Here is a 17514-nt window from a genome sequence, read left to right on the forward strand (position 1 = left end):
AGCAATATCACGGCTTCCGATGCGATGAGGTTACGACAGTGAGTTACGCGACCGCGCAAGACATGATCAACCGATACCCTAATCGGGATCTTGTTCAACTGACTAATGAGGATCCGACGGCGACCACGGTAAATGATGCACCGATCACGCAGGCGCTTGCCGACGCTTCCGCGGAAATAGACGGATACATCGAAGGGCGCTTCACGCTGCCGCTGACAGATCCGCCGGCCGTTCTCAACCGTCTCACGACCGATATCGCGATGTACCGGCTGCAATCGCTGCGGCCGCTGCACGACCTCGAAGACGCGCGCAAGCGTTATGAAGATGCGGTCGCGATGCTCACGAAGGTCGCGGCCGGCGAGCTCACGCTCGGTCTGTCCGCCGACAACCAGGAGCCGCCGGTGGCGGCAGGGGCGGTGGAAACCGTGCAGGCGCCGGATCGGGTTTTCAACCGCGGCAATCTGAAGGGCTACTGAGATGGGTGTGATGCTCGACGGGGCGTGGAACGGCGTGGTCTTCACGCCACCGACGGCGATCGATATCGCGACGATCGAAGACGCGATCGTGAATCGACTGAGTTCGCAAATCAACTCGATCGAAATCGCGCACTATCCGGATCGGCCTGAGACGTGGCGTCTGACCCATCGCGTGGGCGCGGCGTTGGTGATGTACAAGGGCGCGCAGTATGGCGAGTTGCTCGACACCGCGGCGATAATCCAGGAACGCAAACTCGAGTTCGAAATCTCGGTAATGATGCGCGACCTTGGATGGGCGGTCGGTGGCGACCCGTCGGGGCCAAGTCCCGGCGCGTACGCGATCATCGAGGCGATTCGCACCGCGCTGACCGGATATCGGATTGCGGGCTGCCGCCCGATGTACCCGGTGCGTGAAAAATTCGTCAAGCGCGACAAGCAGGGCGGCGTGTGGACGTACGCATCGACGTTTGCACTGAGCACCGTGGCAGTCGAAGCGTCGCGGACGGATGGGTTCCCGCTCTTCACCAGGGGCATCGCGCTGGAAGAAGGCGGACAGACTTCGGTCACGGTCGGCTCGGTGGCCTACACGTTCAATTCGAGCCTGCAGGTTCAGCTTCCGCAGGGCAACGTGTTTGCCGTCAGCATTGTGGGGCCCGGCGGCGCTGCGCTCATCCAGGGTACGGATTACTCGGTCGATCGCGCCAGCGGAGTCGTCACGGCGCTCGCGGGCGGTGCAATTTCCGCCGGCGAGACAGTGCAGATCGCGTACACATACGCCGAAGAGGTTATCGCGACAACGGGCCAGAGCGAGCCGACTAACTAGGCCGGAATAAATAGTAATTTTGCAACTGAGTAACAGGTGACACATGCCAGCCAGTTTCTTGCACGGAGTTGAAGTAATCGAAGTGCCTAATGGTCCGGTCCCGGTCACGGTCGTCAAGTCGGCGGTGATTGGACTGGTCGGGACGGCGCCGTCGTGGGCGGTGGAATCACCGTCGGTCGCGGTAGCACCCAACACGCCGGCGCTGGTCTCGTCAGCGCTCGACGCGGCAAACTTCGGACCGATCGTTCAAGGGTACTCGATTCCGTATGCGCTCGCGGCGATCCAGGCGCAGGGAGCGGGACAGGCGATCGTCGTCAACGTGTTCAATCCCGCCATACATTTCACGGCGATAGCTGCGACCGCATTCAGCTTCAACGCGCAGGGCGCTATCAACCTCGGACACATGGGCGTGTCGAACGTAGTAGTCACTAGTAATCCTGCGGGTACTACCTATGTCGCGGGCACTGACTATACGCTCGACGCGGTGAATGGCGCGATTACGATCGTGTCCGCCGGATCGGGAGGACATATCACCGCCGGAGCCAGCGTGTTGATCGCATTCCACTACGCGGATCCGTCGAAAGTGGCGGACGCAGACATAATTGGGGCAGTCACCGGCGGTGTATACACGGGGATGCAGGCATTCCAGACCACCTACGGGACGATGGGATTCTTTCCCAAGATACTAATTGCGCCGGGCTACTCGCAGGACGCCGCGGTTGCGACTGAAATCGACGCAATGGCCAACACGATTCGCGCGATGGCGCTGGTGGATTCGCCGCCTTCGACCGCGGTGGAAACCGCGATAGCCAATCGCGGAGTCGTGGGCAATGCCTTCGCAGCCTCGAGCAGCCGAACAATTCTGTGCTATCCGCAAGAGAAGTTCTACGACACGGGAATTGTGCCGACGGGAGTCACGCTCAACCCTTCAGGGACACCGGTGACGGCGCAATTCAACGCGAATTCGGTCGGGCCATTTTCACAGTGGGTGGCTGGAGCGATCGCGGCCAAGGACCTGGCGCAGGGTTACTGGTGGTCGCCATCCAACACGCAGGTCGATGGAATCCTCGGGCCGGACGTTACGCTCTACGCCTCTATTCTCGACCCGGCGTCAGACACCAACAACCTCAATGCGGCGGGAATCGTGACGGTGTTCAACGCATTCGGCACCGGACTTCGGGTGTGGGGCAACCGCAGCGCGGAGTACCCGGCATCAACCGCGCCGGACAATTTTATCTCGGTGCGCCGCACGATGGACATAATCGAGGAAGCGCTGGAACTCGCGATGCTCCAGTTTATTGACCAGCCGATTTCGAACGCGCTGATCACAGCGATCCTCGCCAGCGCGAACGCGTTCATCAGATCGCTCATCCAACGCGGCGCACTGGTAGCCGGCGCGGCAAGCTTCGACCCGGCGGAAAATCCATACGCGCAGATCGCCGCCGGCCAACTGGTCTTTGACATCGACGTAATGCCCCCACCACCCGCAGAAAGAATCACTTTTGAGGCATTTATAGACGTGACCTTGCTTCAGCAACTCGGACAGACAAGTCCGATAACTGCAGCGGCGGGAGCGACGTCGTAACTCGCGCGGATACCAGGGGAACTGAATGAATATCCAGATCAACTCACTGACCAACGCAAATATATACATCGACGGCGTCGGACTGCTGGGCCGGGCCGAAGAGATCGAGATCGCCAATCCCAAGCACAAGATGGTTGACTACAAGGGCCTGGGGATGGCTGGAACGGCGGAACTGTGGGCGGGGGTAGACAAGCTCGAGTCGAAGATCAAGTGGACGTCGTTCGACGCGAGTACCCTTACCCTATCAACCAGTCCGTTCCAGACCCATTCCTTTCAGGCGCTGGGAAACCTGGAGCAGTACACCAGCCAGGGCCGGACTGCGCAGCTTCCGGTGGTGTACCTGATGACGGGAATCTTCAAGGACGCCGGAAGTCCCACTTTTCGTCAGCATAAAATGGTCGAAACCACGTCGGTGGTAAGTATCTATCACTGCGAATTATACGTGGCGGGAGTTCAAATATACTTGTACGACGTATTCGCCAATATCTACGTAGTTGGCGGCGTCGACCAACTGAGTACTTTCCGCTCAAATCTCGGCGGCTGAACAAGCATTACATTGAAACCGGAAGACGGGGGCGATGACTAATGAAAACCGATGAACTGACGGTGAATGGAGTACGAATCGGCGGCGAGGGCACGAAAGATGAAGAAGAGGCCCAGACGATCGATTTACCCTCCGGCTCGCGCGCCGAGGTGCGCAAAGGCCATGGACGGGACCTGATGCGAGCACAGCGGGCAGCGGCGGGCGAAGACGCGAGCGCGGTGATATTTGCATTAATCGCTGAACTCACGCGCGTGGACGGGCGCAGGATTGTGTACGAGGAGGTGCTCGAGATGGATCTCGCGGACGTGCTGGCGCTGCAGGACGAGGTGATGGGCGAAAATTTCGACCGCCCTCCGCGGCGTGCTTCGCAGGCCTCGTTCAATCCGGATTCTCAGTCCAGGAGCTGAGCGGGATGGACTTTGCGGAGCTGTCGTACTGGCTCGACGCGGTCACGGAATATGAGCGGATGCGCGTCGAACGCGGCGGAGGGGACGAATAGTGAGTAGTAATTACAGTGACTACAGCACGATGCTTGCACTAACTAATTACGCGAGACGGTGAGATGATGGGAGTGAGACTATTCGTAGGGAATCTGAGTTTCTCGTTGGGCGATGGCGATTTACGTGCGGCATTTGCCGAGATCGGCGGAGTGGAACGAGCCGAGATCGTGCGTGACCGTTTCGACGGGCGCTCGCGCGGGTTCGGATTTGTCGAGATGACGAACGAGGACGACGCTGCGGTCGCGCTGCGGGCGATGAACGGCAAGGAACTCGCGGGACGTCCGTTGCGAGTCGAGGCGGCGACCTCTCAACGGCGCCCGTTCGAACGTAACGTCGCGCGAGCCTAGCGCAAGCCCTCACGCGGGCCATCAGAGCGAGTCATTAAATGGCGAGGCAATCCAGGACAATCGACACGCAGGCAGAGATTGGCGGATCCAAATCGGCGCGCGCGCTCCGCCAGCTTGAGCGGATGGCCGGCTTCGCGAAAGAAAGCATCCGCACCGGGCGGGCGACTGCGAGCATCGCGATGGCCGCGAATCATCGCTTGGAACTTCCCGCGCATATTCTTCTTCCGAAAGAGGATCATCGTTTTGAGACGGGATTGTTTGCAAGCAGCCAAACTCCCCTCGATGGCTCTGAGAGCCGTATACACGAGACTGCGAGCCGAAACGAAATAGACAACGGGAGAGAGACGGCAAGCGCCGCGCAATTGATTCGTACCTTCACCGCGGGAGCAAGGGTGCTGAACGCGGCTGCGCGAGTAAGTGACAGCGTAGGGGGCAACGAGGCGGCAACTTCGATGGCGCGGCCGAAAGGCTCGGACGGCGCGAACGATGGAGAGTCGCAAGGAAGGCGTGGCAGTCACGCGAATGCGTGGCATCGCACGACGGCAAGGGTTGCTGCTGGCGGCCGTGTATCCCGGGAAATGGAGGAATTGTCTCGCGCGGCGGACGCTCTGTCGCGGGTTGAACGCTCAGTTGAATCGGGAAGCGCAGCCTGGGCGATTTCCACAGCGGGCCGACGCGCAACAGAATCAGGATTGAAGAGCTCGAGCGATTTCGCGGAGCGGGCGTACCGCGCGAACGAAGCTGGCCAAACGATGGTCGTGGCGAAGTCGGCCTCGTCGCCGAGACCAGATGCAGGGCGAGTTTTGAGTCGATCGCGAGGAGGTCTCGACGCAGAACGAGTGGCGTTCGCCGGGGCAGGCATCCTCGCGAGCGATCGCATGGCTTCATCGATCCGCGCGGTGATTCCGCCCGCAAGTCTTTCGCAGCGCGAGTTTGCGGAACCATCGGGCAACGCTCGTGGCGGAAATAGCAGCAGCGTGCGCACGGGGATCACTATCAACTCGTCGCCGACGGTCGTGATCAACGCGCCAGCGGCGGGCGGCAATATAGAGCGCGATGCGATTGGCGCACTGCGGGCGCATCGCGAGGAGCTCTTCACTCAATTGAAACGGGAATCAGCGCGGCGCGAGCGCGCACAGTTCTAAGGAGCGATTGCTTGTTCGCAGCATTGGGCGAGATTCAGTTCGAGGTGGTTGGCTCTCCGGAAGGCTACGAATCCGCGGGGGCTTACGGTTTCGGCGAGCAGCGGGTGATTGAAAGCAAGCCGCGGCTACAATGGGTTGGCGACGATCTCCAGCGGCTGAATTTCGAGCTGATGTGGCACTCGTCACTCACGAATCCCGCGGTGCAGCTGGCGCTGTTGCGCGCGACGGCGGCGCAGCATCTCGCGCTGCCGCTTATCTTCGGCGTCGGAACGTACCTCGGACTGTTTGTGATCGAATCGATTAAGGTGAAGTCGATGCAGATGTCGGATCTCGGCGGATTACTGGCGATCAGAGTCGCACTCGCGCTCAAAGAATGGATACCTGACCAGGCGCTTGGCGCGAGCGCGCCCGTTCCGACAGTTACTCCGCTAGGAATCACGACGGCGTCGACCGCGACCGCCGGCAGTAATTCAAGCGGATCCACGCCAGGGGTGTCGGCGTTGCTCAGTATCCCGGCCGCGACCGGCACCAGCGGGCCCAATCTTGAAGCGGACGACGTGCCCGCCGCAGTTATCGTGAGGAGCGCCGCGCGATGACGCCGTCCGGACAGTTCATACTTCACATTACGAGGGCCGGTGAACGGTGGGATTTGTTAGCCTGGCAATACTATGGCGATCCGACTGACTATTCTCCGATCATAATGGCTAATCCGAATGTACTGATTGAACCGGTGTTCGATGCCGGAATATCGATCGCTGTGCCTATCCTGCAGAAGAGCGCGGTGGTCACGGCCGACTTGCCGCCCTGGAAATTGTCTCAGACGGCGAGTGCGTAATGGCTGCGACGGCATCGTATTCAGTTCGTTCGCCGCAATGGATACTCAGTTATTTGGGCGTGAATATTACCGCCGATGTATCGGAAATGGTTCTCGCGATCAGATATGTCGATCAACTCGATGGCGCTTCAGGCGAGCTTGAAGTGGATCTCGAAGATTCCACGAAGCTGTGGCAAGGCGCCTGGTATCCGGCGCTCGGCGACATAGTCAGTCTGCAAATTGGCTATAGCGGCGAGGCCCTGCTGGATTGCGGCGAATTTCAGATCGACGAACTGGAATTGGATGGTCCGCCCGACGTGATGAGACTGCGCTGCCTCGCCGCATACATCACACCGGCGATGCGCACCGCGAATACAGTGGCCTACGAGAACATAGGCATCGTGGAAATAGCGGGGTTAATCGCGGCGAAGTACGGGCTGGTAATGGTGACGGCTTCATCCGAGTCCGAGAGCGATGTCGTGTTTGCCCGCGTCACTCAACGGCGACAGACGGATTTGGAATTTCTGAAACGCCTTGCGCGAGAACACAACTTCGATTTCACGGTGCGCGGAGGACAGTTGGTCTTTTACGCGCGGCCGGTGCTCGAGTCCGTACCCGCGGTGGTAACGATCACGAGATCGGATGTCTTTCTATTCGCATTTCGGAACCGGGCGCGCCGAATCTACGATGGTGCGGAATTTTCGTACTTCGATCCTGACACGAAACAATTGATTACTCAGTCGGTGTCTGCGCCTTCTCCGACGGGAGACACACTGAAGATAGTCGCGCGCTGTGAGAACGCGCAGCAAGCGCTGGTGAAGGCCGAAGCCGCACTTCATCTGCATAACATGGTGTTCGTGGACGCATTGCTGTTGGGACCGGGGAGCACGGTGCTGGTGGCGGGAAACAATGTACAGCTCAGCGGATGGGGTGCGCTGGACGGAACATACCTGATCGAGATGGCGCAGCATCATTTGGCGCGAGCGACAGGATACTCAACGTCAATTGAAGCACGGCGGATAAACGCATGAACGACATAATCGAATACCGCGAGCGATTTGCCGCTCTGAATCCCACTTTTCGGGTCGGGATCGTGCAGCAGCAGGACACAGCGCGCGCAAAGGTGCGCGTGGTGTTTCCGGATTACGACGAAGTGATCAGCTGGTGGCTGCCGATTGTGTTTCCCAAGACGCAGAACGACAAGGCGTACTGGATTCCGGACGTCGGGGAACAGGTCGTATGCCTGATGGATCTGCGCGATGAGGCCGGCGCGGTGCTGGGCGCGATTTATTCAGACGCAGACCTGGCGCCGGTGAATAGCGCCAACAAGTTTCATCTCGCGTTCCAGGATGGCACCAGCATCGATTACGATCGCGCCGCGCACCTCCTCGATCTTCTTTTCCAGGACACCACGCAAATCACCTACAACGCCCAGACGCATCTGCTCGATCTGAAATTTCAGGACCAGGGCGAGATCAAATACGACGGCACCGAGCACATTCTGAGCGTGAGCCTCCCTCAAGGTGCGGCGTTCAATGTTACGGCCAACGGCGCGCAGATTCAGATCGACTCAAGCGGCAACGTCATCATCAGGGCGGCGGGACAGGTGCAGCTCGGAACCGGCCAGTTGGCCGGCGTCGCGCGGCTCGGCGATACGGTTCAAGTGGGCGAGGCGACGGGAACGATCGTGACGGCAAGCACCGATGTGTTGGCGGGATGACGATGCCGGCGGGCGCAATCACACTGGCGGATATCACGTCGGCTGACTGGTCGCTGGCGCTAGGAGCCATCGGCCAAGTGGTGCAAGGAATCGCCGACGTCGAGCAATGCCTGGGGATTATCGTAACGACGCCACGAGGAAGCGATCCGCTGCGGCCGACTTTTGGCGCCGATATCTGGCGCTATATCGATTTTCCGATCAGTTTGGCGTTGCCTGCGATCGTCAGCGAGCTGACATTGGCGATCACGACCTGGGAGCCGCGGGTAAATCTTGTTTCGGTGACGGCGCAACCCGTGCTTGACGGAAGTGCGCAGTCAGGCGCGCATCTCGATGTGACGCTAAACTGGCAGCTAAAGCTGGGCGCCACGGCGGCTCCAGTTCAGACCACGACCGTGACAGTCCCGGGAGCGACGGTCTAATCCGGGCCGCGCCGACGGCGATGAAAGGATGAGTTGATGAGTGCAGGAGTTCCATCGCTGCCGCCACCGGTGTTCGTCGACGATCCGGACGGGCTCGATCCAAACCTGATCCTTGCGGACATGATTGCCGAGTTCGAGGCAGCCGCGAACCGAACGCTCTACCCGGCGCAGGTCGAGCGCCTGTTGATCAATCTGTATGCGTACCGCGAATCGCTGGTGCGCAACGCGATCCAGTATGCGGCCCAGCAGAATCTGCTCGCCTTCGCGTCGTTCCCGATGCTCGATTATCTCGGTCAACTGCTGAGCGTCACGCGACTGGCGTCGCAGCCGGCGGTGACGACGCTCCAATTCACGCTGGCCAACGCGCTGACGGTGCCGTTCACGATTGCCGCAGGAACGCCGGTCGGCACCTACGACGGACAGTTTGCCTTCGCGACCAACGCGACGATCAGCATTGCGGCCGGCGCCACTATCGCCAGTGTTGCCGCCACGGCGACAACTCCAGGAGTGGCTGCGAATGGGTACCTGGCGGGGCAGGTCAACGTCCAGCTCAATCCGAATACCTTGATCGCGAGCGTGACCAATACGAGCACGACCACAGGTGGATCTGCCCCGGAAACGGATGATCATCTGCGCACGCGCATTCAGGCTGCGCCCAATCAGTTCAGCGTCGCGGGTCCGATCGGAGCATACCGATTTTTTGCGATTGGCGCCGATCCGTCGATCATCGACGCGCAAATTATCAGTCCAGCGCCCGGATCGGTGAACGCATACGTGCTGACCGGACCGATTACAGTGCAGCCGGCGGCGGCGCCAAACAGTGCTGGAGTCGCGAATTCCGCGCTGCTTGCGAAAGTGGCCGCGGTGCTGAACGCCGACACTGTGCGCCCGCTTACCGACACCGTCAACGCGCTCGCGGTGACGGAGGTGGACTACCAGATCACCGCGACCGTGACGCTTTACTCAGATGCGGATCCTACCGCGACCATCGCCGCGGCGACCACCGCCGTGCAGGAGCTCGCGCTCGAGCTCGCCGCCGAGATTCAGCGCGACATCGTGCCGAGCCAGATAATTGCGGCGCTGTCGGTCGCCGGTGTCTATGGCGTGACGCTCACGGCGCCGGTGCTGACCACGCTTACGGCCGGGCAGTGGGCGAACTGTACGATGATCTCGCTGACGACGGCGTTCAGCACGGAGCACAGCTGATGCCCGAGCTTTCGGCCGCGCCCTCGATCAACGATACGCGCACGCAGGCGTTGCTGGTGCTGATCGCGCGGCTCGCGGCGCTCGATCTTACGACGCTGCTGGTTTATCGAATCGACTCGGTGGTGGAAAGCGCGTTGCCGTTTCTGGCGTGGCAATTCGACATCTTGTCTCCGCTGTGGCAATTAATCGCGCCGGTGTCGCTCGGGGTCGATGCGCTTACGAGCATCGATTTGCTTACCGATGTGGACAATCTGATCGAATCCGGCGCCCTGGTTTCGGAGCAGCCGCTGACGGAGGCGGCAGAGCGCGAACTGCTCATGAGCGCCATCCCGTTGCATCGGTTTTGCGGTACGCCGTGGGCGATCAAGCAGGCGCTCGCGTCGTTGGGCTGGACGCAGGTCACGCTGCTCGAAGGGCAGTCGAGCTGGGGTGGCGATGCGTATCCGTCGAGCCAGGGATGGGCGGTGTTCCGTGTCATGATCAATCTCGTGGCCGGGCAGGGTGTCCCAGGCGGCGCCGCATCCACGGCAGCAGCAGCGGTTAATTTCTTCAAACCCGCGCGCGCGTGGATGGACTCGATATGGTTTGTGGCGCCGGCGATTTCTGACGCGGGACCGACGCCGTCCGACAATTTGACGCTCGGCGGAATTGCCCAGTACCAGCTCGACGCGGCGCCCGCGCCCAATGACGACGCGCTGGCTTTTGCGATCCGGACGGCGCCGCTCACCGATGCGTACGGTCCGATTGTCCCCACTTACAATGCTCACTATCTGCACAGCGGGATTACTTACGGCGCCAACGAACCCGCGGTTGCGGATTCGGCGCTGATCGTCAACGGCGCAGCCGTTTTGCAAGGAGGTTGAAATGAGAAGGCCGATTGGAATCGTGCGAATCCGGCTTGTCCGGCAAGGGCGTATCGTGTGGAAATACGAGGGCCGCAATCTATTCGTGAACGCCGGGCTGCCTGCCCTTGCGGCGCTGCTCGGAGGCGATACCACCGGCGAATTCGCGGCTGCGGTGGGATTCGGCTCGGGATCTAACGCACCGACGGTGAGCGACAGCGCGCTGACCGGCCCCGCATATTACAAAGCGCTCGACAGTCACAGCGAGGACGGCAACGGCAGCGTGACCTTCAACTGGTCGCTGACCACGGCCGACACCGGCGCCGACGGGATCGCCATTCAGGAGCTGGCGATATTCGCCAATCACGCCAGCGCGGGACTACCCGGAACGACCGCGCCGACTCCGATGCTCGCGCGCAAGACAATAGCACCGATAGTCTTCGGCGCGGGAATGAGTATTAGCGGTACGTGGACGCTTACCTTCTGAGGTAGTCAATGGCTACACTAATCGACGCAGCCGAGTTCACCTCCAATGAGGTGTATCAAATACAAGCAACCGATCCGGTCGAAGGCGCTGCCAGCGGCGCGAGTTTCAGCGGGACGGGTATCTCCAATCAGCCACATCAGCAACTGGCTAATCGCACCGCGTTTCTGAAACAACGCCAGGACGTAAATATCTCGAATATCGGCGTGTTGCAGGCGTTCCAGGCGCTGTTCACCGGGCTGATGGCGCCCAATGGCTATCTCAAGATTCCGGTTGCCGATGTGAATAAGGGATTGATCCAGTACCTCATTCAGTGGGGCATGGTGAGTTGGGGTTCGCCCGGAGAGCCGCACGGATTGTATGGCCCCTACAGCTTTCCAATCGCCTTTCCGAATGCCTGCGAAGTCTTCCTGCCGATCACGATCAATCCCAACGCGAGCGCGGGTAACAATGGCGAAGACGTGATCATGGTGCCGGCGACCTATTTGCCGACAGCGTCGCAATTCTGGGTCTATAACAACTGCCTGGGTGCGGGCAACGATCATAACTACGGTTTCTACTGGCTCGCGATCGGGTTCTAGCCGCCCGTTGGCACGGGTAGCCGGTAAAACGGAACAATGAAGATGAACCTTAAAATGCTGCATAGGTGTAACAACGGCCGCACGCGACAGCGGAGCGTGGCCCTGATACTGCGCACCGTCGCAACGGTTTTAATCCTGCGCGCCGCCGCCGCGGCGCAGAATCTGCCACCGCCCGGAGCTTATCAGCCGATCCCCAACTTCACCGGCGTGGGCGCAGGGTTGCAGTTCCGCGAGGCGATCAACGATCGATTTTCAGGTGCCCAGGCGATCGCGCCTTCGATAGCCAGTACCGCATTCGCCAATCTGCCGCCCGAACAGGACGGGATGCTGTTGTTCTGCAACAACTGCAGGAGCGCGACGCCGTGCGTCAGCGGTGGGGGCGGTGCGTGGGCTCTTGGTACTCGAGGACAATGGGCGTGCGCGAGCGCGGCGCTGGAAGCGAACCTCAACGCCAACGGTAACAAGGTGTCGAACCTCGCCGGCGCGACCGTCAATGGAGACGCGCTCGCGCTCGGACAGACTGGAGCGCAGCTCAACACGCTGTCGGGCTCGAAGCTCGACGGCAGCGACGCAATCGCCAATGTCAGTGTCAACGGCGTGCTGAATGCGCAGGACTTCGGTGCGGTGTGCTCGGACACTACGGAGTCGGCGACTACGACTGCGAGCAACGCGGCCGTCACAGTTGGCGCGATTGGCGATTTCAAGGTCGGGCAGTACGTAAAGCTCGACGCCGCGGGCGCGTCAAACACGATTGCGACGCCGACGATCGCGAGCGTCACGGATGACGGCTACACCCTGAACTACCTGCCATATGTCCAGTGGGACATTCCGGTGCTCAACACCACCGCGACCGGCAACGGCAACTGCACCGTGGACAACGGCACGACTAACAATCCGAACACGAGCTGCTCGACCACCTACGGCTACAGCGTCCAGAACGTCGGTCAGACCGGCATCGGCGCGGGCCTGAACGGGATGCGCTCGGCGGCAAGCGCGACGGTGTATATCGCCACCGCCCCGGTGAATCCTTCCATCGGAAATGCGGTCATCGTGACCTACTCGGTTGACGCGAACACTGTCGGTTCGATCATCCGGCGATGCATGGGCGCGAGCTGCACGCCGACCAGCATCTATGCCGTGAAGCCGATTCCTCCCGGCCAGGGCTCGACCGCGGTTTCCTATCGCGACAACGGCAAGCCTTTCGGAATCGACGAGGAAGCCAGCACGAGCGCAGTAGCGGCGGACCTTGACGCGCAAATCACGGCGATTTCCGGTACTTCGGTAACTCTCTCGGTTGCGCCGTCGGGCTCGGCCTCGACGACGATGCGGCACGACAACGCGCCTGCGATCCAGCAGGCGGTGAATGCGTCTGTCCTGGCAGGCACCACCGGCTCGAAGGTGCAGCTACCGGCGTGCGCGACTCATTACGATTTGTCGCAGGCGGTGAGCTTTTGGCAGCTATCGCAGACCGGAATCAGCGGGCCGGGAAGCAACTTGAATGGAGGCCCGAACGCCGCGCTGCGATGGGACGGCCCCGCGGGCGGCATCGTGTTTAATTTCAACAACGCCTACGCCGACACGATCGAAGGAATCGGGCTTGACGGCCTGACCGGCAGCACGCCCGGAATCATGATCGATCAGAACCGCTATCCCACCAGTGGCCAGTCTCAGAGCAATGCGGGACCAGGTGCGCCATCGAGCGGCGTGGCTTGGGCGGGATTGCCGCCGACCGGCATGAATATCCGCAACGTCACTTGCGGCGTGGTGGGTCTGTGCGTGGACTTAGGCCCCTCCATCGCCAACGGCGAAGATGCGATCATCGACGGCCTGAACTGTTTTGAAGAGGCTTATCCGCCGTATGGCAGCGGCAATATCTGCATCTATTCCAATTCCCAAGAGACCTACAACGAAGCAATCTACAACAGCAACTGCGGCAACCGCGATTACTGCTTCGACTTCCCGCGCATCGGCTCCTTCGTGATGACGAACACGAACTCCGAGGATGCGGGCATCCTTTGGTATGTACCGGATACTTCGGACTACAGCACGGTGACCGGCGGCCAGGAAGAAAGCGCGCAGATGTTCGCGTATAGCACTTCACAGGCAAGGTTCTCAGATTTTCGGATCGCTGGCGGGAGCGGTCCGTGGGGCGCAATCGCTTACGGTAACTCACTCGATATTTTTGAGAACATAACCGTCGAGACGGCCAGCCCGCTGTCCACGAGCATGAACTGGAACGCCCAGGGAGCGAGTGGTGGAAATGCTGGTACGTTCATGAATGTGAATTTCGGCCAGCCGCTCAGCAACTACGGCAACAGCCACGGCAGTTATCCGGCGACACCTTATAGCCTGCCAATCACCAATGTCGGCGGCAGTTATCTCCCGAGCTTCACCTGCATCCATTGCGCCATCCCCGGCCAATCGGTGCCGGGAGTCGTCTCGAACGAGCCGAATCAGGCGACGGCCTTCGATGCCGCGCCGGCCGCGATCACGCTCACGGGAACGGCGACTGCGGGCACGGCAACGTGCTCGGAATCGATGCAGGGCACGCTCAAGATTGCGACCTGCTATCTCAACGCCTACCAGGAGACGGGCACCGCTCAGACTGTGTGCTTCAATGGAAGCGGCTGTACCGCAAACCTCGCTGGCGTGAATTTCTCCGCCGCGCCGAACATCCTCGCGTCATGCGGCACGTATGGGCCGACCAGCACGGCGACTGTGCTGACGCTCCCGGCGAACGCCTCGATGACCGCGGAAACCTGCAACGTCACAGCGATTGGTCAATGACCTGCGCAAGCTTTGCCGAGCCGCCGGCGAGGACGTCCTTCACGCTCCAGCCTCTGCGAAAGGAGAATTTCCGTGACTTCAAGATTCAACAGGATCATGGCCGGCCGGTCTCACCTGGCTAACACGCCCTCGCAAAGCGCTGCGCGCGTGCCCCTGATTTCCAACGCTGACATGGGCCTCGCCGGCGAGGCGCTCGCTCAGTATGCGAAAGTCTTGGGCGATGAAGGCACGTCGAGCGCGCGCGCCGCGGAGCTCGTCGCCTTGAGCGCGAAGATCGCGCCCGCCGCGAAGCGGAAGACGTCGTGATTTCGAGATTCAACAAGATCACGGCGGGCCGCGGGGCCTGGCGGGCCCGTTAGCGTCAGCCGAGCCTCTCGAGAACTCGTTCCATCGCGATTCCGCGCGAACCCTTGACCAGTAACACGTCGCCGGGCCGGAGCAGCCCGGCAATTATTCCTGCCGCGGCGATACTGTCGGGCGCGGCGAGTACCCCGGTGGTATCCGCATCGCGCGATACGGCTGCGCAGGCGGAGTTCATCTCAGGGCCGACGGCGACGAATGCGGCTGGATGCGAGCGCATCACGTCGCGTATCGCCGCCTGATGCGCGCCGGCCGACAACTCGCCCAGCTCGAGCATATCGCCCAGCGCGATCACCAGGCGGGCGCCGAGACCGTCGGCTACTTCGCGCGCCGCCGCCAGCGCGGCCCGAATCGAGCGCGGGTTCGAATTGTAAGTGTCGTCGATCACAAAGATGCCGTGAATCGAGGTGTTCGCGAGCCGGCCGGCGACCGGCTTGACGGCCGCGAGCGCATCGCCGATCGCGGTGAGCTCGCGCGATTCAAGCGGCATCGGATGCATCGCGGCGACACCGGCGATCGCGGCGGTACAGTTGAGAGCAGCGGCCTCGCCCAGCAGCGCGATTTCAGTGTCGATGAAAGCTTCGACTCCCGCGGCGAGCATAGCGCTGGCGATTTCGACGCGGATGCGCGAGCGGACGCCCACGCTTCGACTGACGAGCCGCACGTCGGCGTCGGGCGATTTGCCAAAGGTGATTCGCTTCAGATGCTTCGGAATCCGCGCCAGCACCATCGGTTCGTCGGCCGATGCGACCGCATAGCGCCCGGCAGTCGAGAACAGCGCGGCCTCCTCGTTGGCGATATCCTCGAGCGTGCCGAGACCCTCGCTGTGCTCGAGGTCGACATTGAGGACCATTGCGACGTCTGGCTCGACGATTTGCGCCAGTTTTGGAATCTCGCCGCGCGTGTTGGTGCCGCATTCGAGGACGGCCGCGCGATGCTCGCCGGTTAGCGTGAAAATCGTCATAGGTACGCCGATCAGATTGTTCAGATTGCCCGGGGTTGAAAGCGTGGCTCCGAACAGCGCGCGAGCGGCGGCGGCGGTGAGTTCCTTGGTGGTGGTCTTGCCGACCGCTCCACCGATTGCGATCAGTGGAAGCGGGCGGGCCGCGCGCGTGCGCACGAGATGGTGGCGCGCGAGCCGGCCCAGCGCCGCGAGGGTGTCGGCGACCTCGATGCAATCGAGCGCAGGATGACGCCGCCCGGTCGCGACGATCGCGGCTGCGGCGCCCCGCGCGGCGGCTTGTGGCAGGTAGTCGTGGCCGTCGGACACCGCGCCACGGATTGCCACGAATATCGCTCCCGCTCCGATCGAGCGTGTATCAATGCTGACGCCGCGGACGCCGCCGCCGGCCCCGACAGTCGAAGTGGCGCGGACCAGCGTGCCTCCCGTAGCCTCGACAACTTCGGCGAGCGTGAACTCGCACTGATTGCTGGGAATCGGCGTCGCCATCGCAGTACATTGTGCCGAAATATCCGGGGCGCTCATACCGGCTGCGACTTGACATCCCGGCGGGCGGGAATCAGCCTTCAGATTCCAACAGTGCTGCGTCCCTTATCTCGATTGTGAGATGATGCATGCATAAGGAAGACACGAGGAACCACGATGGCGGACAGCAAGGCGCCGATTGTCGGCGTGATCATGGGCAGCAAGAGCGACTGGGAATACATGTCGGCGGCGGCCGAGGTCATGGAAGAACTTAAAGTGCCGCATGAAGTTCGGATCATGTCGGCGCATCGCACGCCCGACCTTACTTTGGAATATGCCGCGAGTGCGGCGGCCCGCGGCCTGCGCGCGATAATCGCCGGCGCCGGTGGCGCCGCGCATCTTGCCGGCGTGGTCGCAGCGAAGACGATAATCCCGGTTATCGGCGTGCCGATGCCGACGACCTCGCTCAACGGAATCGACTCGCTGCTGTCGATCGTGCAGATGCCCAAGGGGGTGCCGGTGGCGACGATGGCGATTGGCAAAGCTGGTGCGGCGAATGCGGCGCTGCTGGCGGCGCAGATAATCGCGCTGGGCGACGCGAAGCTCGGCGAACGCCTGGTAAAATGGCGGGCTGCGCGGGCGGATGAACTGTTGGAGCAGAAGATTCCCTAGGTGAGTAATCCGGTGCGTCAAGCAGGGCAGGGCGCGATCGCCGCGATAGCCATCGTAGTGGCCATTTGCGGATCTGCGCACGCCGCCGACATCAAGATGGCGGGCAAGCTGGTGGTACCTGCAAACGCCAGCGTGATTGCGATTTGCACCGATCCCGTTGTGCAGAACGTGCTGAATGAAGATCTGAGAGCGGCGCGCCATGGTGCTGCGTCCAATGGGGAAGATGCGGTGACGCTCACCGTGTCGGTGAATCAGCAACTGCTTGCGCCGGGAGTGTCATTGAATCAGATGTTCCCGGGCGATCCCTCGATGGTCGAATTGCTCAAGGCGGCCGGCGCGAATCCGCCGCCGCTGGGCGACAGCGGCAATCAACCGATCGATCCGTTCGCACAGGAGGCTCTCCGCCGGTCGTTGTATCCCGACGATACGGCTGCGGAACAGTTCAGAGCCTACCAGGCGAGTCAGCAGGCGTCGCACGGCACCAACGCGCCGACGCCATATGACAAAATCCCGAAGAACCAGATTTACGACACGGTGATCGTCGCACGCGCGTCGCTGGAGGGCGCAGCCGATGAGCTAAAGGTGGTCGTGGTCGTGCACTCGGGCGACGACGCGCGACGTGCCAAGGAACTCGTCGCCGAAGAGATCGCCAACGCCGTGCTTCACTAGCAGGGTGTTGAAAGGCTCATATCGAAGGGCAGTTCGGGCCTTGAACCATTCGACACCCTGCGTAAAAGCTGTCTTCTTACCTACAACATCTCCCCCAAAGGGGAGACCGCCGAA

General features: G+C 61.4%; 21 protein-coding genes. 20 read left to right on the top strand and 1 reads right to left on the bottom strand.

The window, feature by feature from the left end:
- The 18 genes from ABSB13_RS13745 to ABSB13_RS13830 form a co-directional block, all read left to right on the top strand.
- Positions 1 to 476: gp436 family protein (locus ABSB13_RS13745; protein WP_428109464.1), on the top strand; the 476-nt coding region annotated here is incomplete at its 5' end.
- Position 477: 1 nt separating this feature from the next.
- Positions 478 to 1299 carry a Gp37 family protein gene (locus ABSB13_RS13750; RefSeq protein WP_428109467.1) on the top strand — a complete coding sequence of 274 codons (822 nt, stop codon included), beginning with the start codon at positions 478 to 480 and terminating at the stop codon, positions 1297 to 1299.
- 43 nt (positions 1300 to 1342) lie between these two features.
- Positions 1343 to 2884, top strand: a complete 1542-nt coding sequence (locus ABSB13_RS13755) for a phage tail sheath family protein (RefSeq protein ID WP_428109469.1) — start codon at positions 1343 to 1345, stop codon at positions 2882 to 2884.
- A 25-nt stretch (positions 2885 to 2909) separates the two neighbouring features.
- Positions 2910 to 3428: a phage major tail tube protein gene (locus ABSB13_RS13760; RefSeq protein ID WP_424672327.1), complete on the top strand. Its 519-nt coding sequence runs from the start codon at positions 2910 to 2912 to the stop codon at positions 3426 to 3428.
- 41 nt (positions 3429 to 3469) lie between these two features.
- Positions 3470 to 3835: a hypothetical protein gene (locus ABSB13_RS13765; protein WP_428109472.1), complete on the top strand. Its 366-nt coding sequence runs from the start codon at positions 3470 to 3472 to the stop codon at positions 3833 to 3835.
- A 158-nt stretch (positions 3836 to 3993) separates the two neighbouring features.
- On the top strand, positions 3994 to 4275 hold the full coding sequence (locus ABSB13_RS13770) for an RNA recognition motif domain-containing protein (RefSeq protein ID WP_428109474.1): 282 nt from the start codon (positions 3994 to 3996) through the stop codon (positions 4273 to 4275).
- A gap of 878 nt (positions 4276 to 5153) precedes the next feature.
- A complete protein-coding gene (locus ABSB13_RS13775) occupies positions 5154 to 5420 on the top strand; it encodes a hypothetical protein (RefSeq protein ID WP_428109476.1) in 267 nt (88 codons plus the stop codon).
- Positions 5421 to 5431: 11 nt separating this feature from the next.
- Entirely contained in the window at positions 5432 to 6016 is a 585-nt protein-coding gene (locus tag ABSB13_RS13780; RefSeq protein WP_428109478.1) for a phage tail protein, read from the top strand.
- Entirely contained in the window at positions 6013 to 6255 is a 243-nt protein-coding gene (locus ABSB13_RS13785) for a tail protein X (RefSeq protein ID WP_428109481.1), read from the top strand. Before ABSB13_RS13780 ends, ABSB13_RS13785 begins: the two co-directional genes overlap by 4 nt.
- Complete coding sequence (locus tag ABSB13_RS13790) at positions 6255 to 7265, top strand: phage late control D family protein (RefSeq protein WP_428109483.1); 1011 nt, start codon at positions 6255 to 6257, stop codon at positions 7263 to 7265. Before ABSB13_RS13785 ends, ABSB13_RS13790 begins: the two co-directional genes overlap by 1 nt.
- Positions 7262 to 7954: a phage baseplate assembly protein V gene (locus ABSB13_RS13795; RefSeq protein ID WP_428109486.1), complete on the top strand. Its 693-nt coding sequence runs from the start codon at positions 7262 to 7264 to the stop codon at positions 7952 to 7954. Before ABSB13_RS13790 ends, ABSB13_RS13795 begins: the two co-directional genes overlap by 4 nt.
- 2 nt (positions 7955 to 7956) lie before the next feature.
- On the top strand, positions 7957 to 8373 hold the full coding sequence (locus ABSB13_RS13800) for a GPW/gp25 family protein (protein WP_428109488.1): 417 nt from the start codon (positions 7957 to 7959) through the stop codon (positions 8371 to 8373).
- Between the two features lie 36 nt (positions 8374 to 8409).
- On the top strand, positions 8410 to 9579 hold the full coding sequence (locus ABSB13_RS13805) for a baseplate assembly protein (RefSeq protein ID WP_428109491.1): 1170 nt from the start codon (positions 8410 to 8412) through the stop codon (positions 9577 to 9579).
- Entirely contained in the window at positions 9579 to 10442 is an 864-nt protein-coding gene (locus ABSB13_RS13810) for a phage tail protein (protein WP_428109494.1), read from the top strand. Before ABSB13_RS13805 ends, ABSB13_RS13810 begins: the two co-directional genes overlap by 1 nt.
- 1 nt (position 10443) lies before the next feature.
- Complete coding sequence (locus tag ABSB13_RS13815; protein WP_428109496.1) at positions 10444 to 10908, top strand: hypothetical protein; 465 nt, start codon at positions 10444 to 10446, stop codon at positions 10906 to 10908.
- Between the two features lie 8 nt (positions 10909 to 10916).
- The gene (locus ABSB13_RS13820) at positions 10917 to 11486 is read left to right on the top strand and encodes a gp53-like domain-containing protein (RefSeq protein ID WP_428109499.1); all 570 of its coding nucleotides are present in this window, start codon (positions 10917 to 10919) and stop codon (positions 11484 to 11486) included.
- 42 nt (positions 11487 to 11528) lie between these two features.
- Positions 11529 to 14273: a hypothetical protein gene (locus ABSB13_RS13825; RefSeq protein WP_428109502.1), complete on the top strand. Its 2745-nt coding sequence runs from the start codon at positions 11529 to 11531 to the stop codon at positions 14271 to 14273.
- A 72-nt stretch (positions 14274 to 14345) separates the two neighbouring features.
- Positions 14346 to 14579 (top strand): hypothetical protein, encoded by a 234-nt coding sequence (locus tag ABSB13_RS13830; RefSeq protein ID WP_428109504.1) that lies wholly within the window; start codon positions 14346 to 14348, stop codon positions 14577 to 14579.
- Between the two features lie 55 nt (positions 14580 to 14634).
- Here ABSB13_RS13830 and ABSB13_RS13835 read toward each other — a convergent pair whose 3' ends face one another.
- Positions 14635 to 16083 carry a UDP-N-acetylmuramoyl-tripeptide--D-alanyl-D-alanine ligase gene (locus ABSB13_RS13835; RefSeq protein ID WP_428109506.1) on the bottom strand — a complete coding sequence of 483 codons (1449 nt, stop codon included), beginning with the start codon at positions 16081 to 16083 and terminating at the stop codon, positions 14635 to 14637.
- Positions 16084 to 16236: 153 nt separating this feature from the next.
- On the opposite strand from ABSB13_RS13835, the gene purE reads away from it, so the two are divergent.
- The gene (purE, locus tag ABSB13_RS13840; protein ID WP_428109508.1) at positions 16237 to 16731 is read left to right on the top strand and encodes a 5-(carboxyamino)imidazole ribonucleotide mutase; all 495 of its coding nucleotides are present in this window, start codon (positions 16237 to 16239) and stop codon (positions 16729 to 16731) included.
- Positions 16732 to 17400 carry a hypothetical protein gene (locus ABSB13_RS13845; RefSeq protein WP_428109511.1) on the top strand — a complete coding sequence of 223 codons (669 nt, stop codon included), beginning with the start codon at positions 16732 to 16734 and terminating at the stop codon, positions 17398 to 17400.
- Positions 17401 to 17514 lie beyond the last annotated feature (114 nt).

Source organism: Binatus sp. (SeqCode), from assembly GCF_050013435.1.
Lineage (GTDB): Bacteria > Desulfobacterota > Binatia > Binatales > Binataceae > Binatus.

Excerpts from the sequence above, each read along its gene's own strand:
- ABSB13_RS13750 (WP_428109467.1), top strand. The coding sequence starts at position 478 with ATGGGTGTGATGCTCGACGGGGCGTGGAACGGCGTGGTCTTCACGCCA.
- ABSB13_RS13755 (WP_428109469.1), top strand. The coding sequence starts at position 1,343 with ATGCCAGCCAGTTTCTTGCACGGAGTTGAAGTAATCGAAGTGCCTAAT.
- ABSB13_RS13760 (WP_424672327.1), top strand. The coding sequence starts at position 2,910 with ATGAATATCCAGATCAACTCACTGACCAACGCAAATATATACATCGAC.
- ABSB13_RS13765 (WP_428109472.1), top strand. The coding sequence starts at position 3,470 with ATGAAAACCGATGAACTGACGGTGAATGGAGTACGAATCGGCGGCGAG.
- ABSB13_RS13770 (WP_428109474.1), top strand. The coding sequence starts at position 3,994 with ATGGGAGTGAGACTATTCGTAGGGAATCTGAGTTTCTCGTTGGGCGAT.
- ABSB13_RS13775 (WP_428109476.1), top strand. The coding sequence starts at position 5,154 with ATGGCTTCATCGATCCGCGCGGTGATTCCGCCCGCAAGTCTTTCGCAG.
- ABSB13_RS13785 (WP_428109481.1), top strand. The coding sequence starts at position 6,013 with ATGACGCCGTCCGGACAGTTCATACTTCACATTACGAGGGCCGGTGAA.
- ABSB13_RS13790 (WP_428109483.1), top strand. The coding sequence starts at position 6,255 with ATGGCTGCGACGGCATCGTATTCAGTTCGTTCGCCGCAATGGATACTC.
- ABSB13_RS13795 (WP_428109486.1), top strand. The coding sequence starts at position 7,262 with ATGAACGACATAATCGAATACCGCGAGCGATTTGCCGCTCTGAATCCC.
- ABSB13_RS13800 (WP_428109488.1), top strand. The coding sequence starts at position 7,957 with ATGCCGGCGGGCGCAATCACACTGGCGGATATCACGTCGGCTGACTGG.
- ABSB13_RS13805 (WP_428109491.1), top strand. The coding sequence starts at position 8,410 with ATGAGTGCAGGAGTTCCATCGCTGCCGCCACCGGTGTTCGTCGACGAT.
- ABSB13_RS13810 (WP_428109494.1), top strand. The coding sequence starts at position 9,579 with ATGCCCGAGCTTTCGGCCGCGCCCTCGATCAACGATACGCGCACGCAG.
- ABSB13_RS13815 (WP_428109496.1), top strand. The coding sequence starts at position 10,444 with ATGAGAAGGCCGATTGGAATCGTGCGAATCCGGCTTGTCCGGCAAGGG.
- ABSB13_RS13820 (WP_428109499.1), top strand. The coding sequence starts at position 10,917 with ATGGCTACACTAATCGACGCAGCCGAGTTCACCTCCAATGAGGTGTAT.
- ABSB13_RS13825 (WP_428109502.1), top strand. The coding sequence starts at position 11,529 with ATGAACCTTAAAATGCTGCATAGGTGTAACAACGGCCGCACGCGACAG.
- ABSB13_RS13835 (WP_428109506.1), bottom strand. The coding sequence starts at position 16,083 with ATGGCGACGCCGATTCCCAGCAATCAGTGCGAGTTCACGCTCGCCGAA.
- purE (WP_428109508.1), top strand. The coding sequence starts at position 16,237 with ATGGCGGACAGCAAGGCGCCGATTGTCGGCGTGATCATGGGCAGCAAG.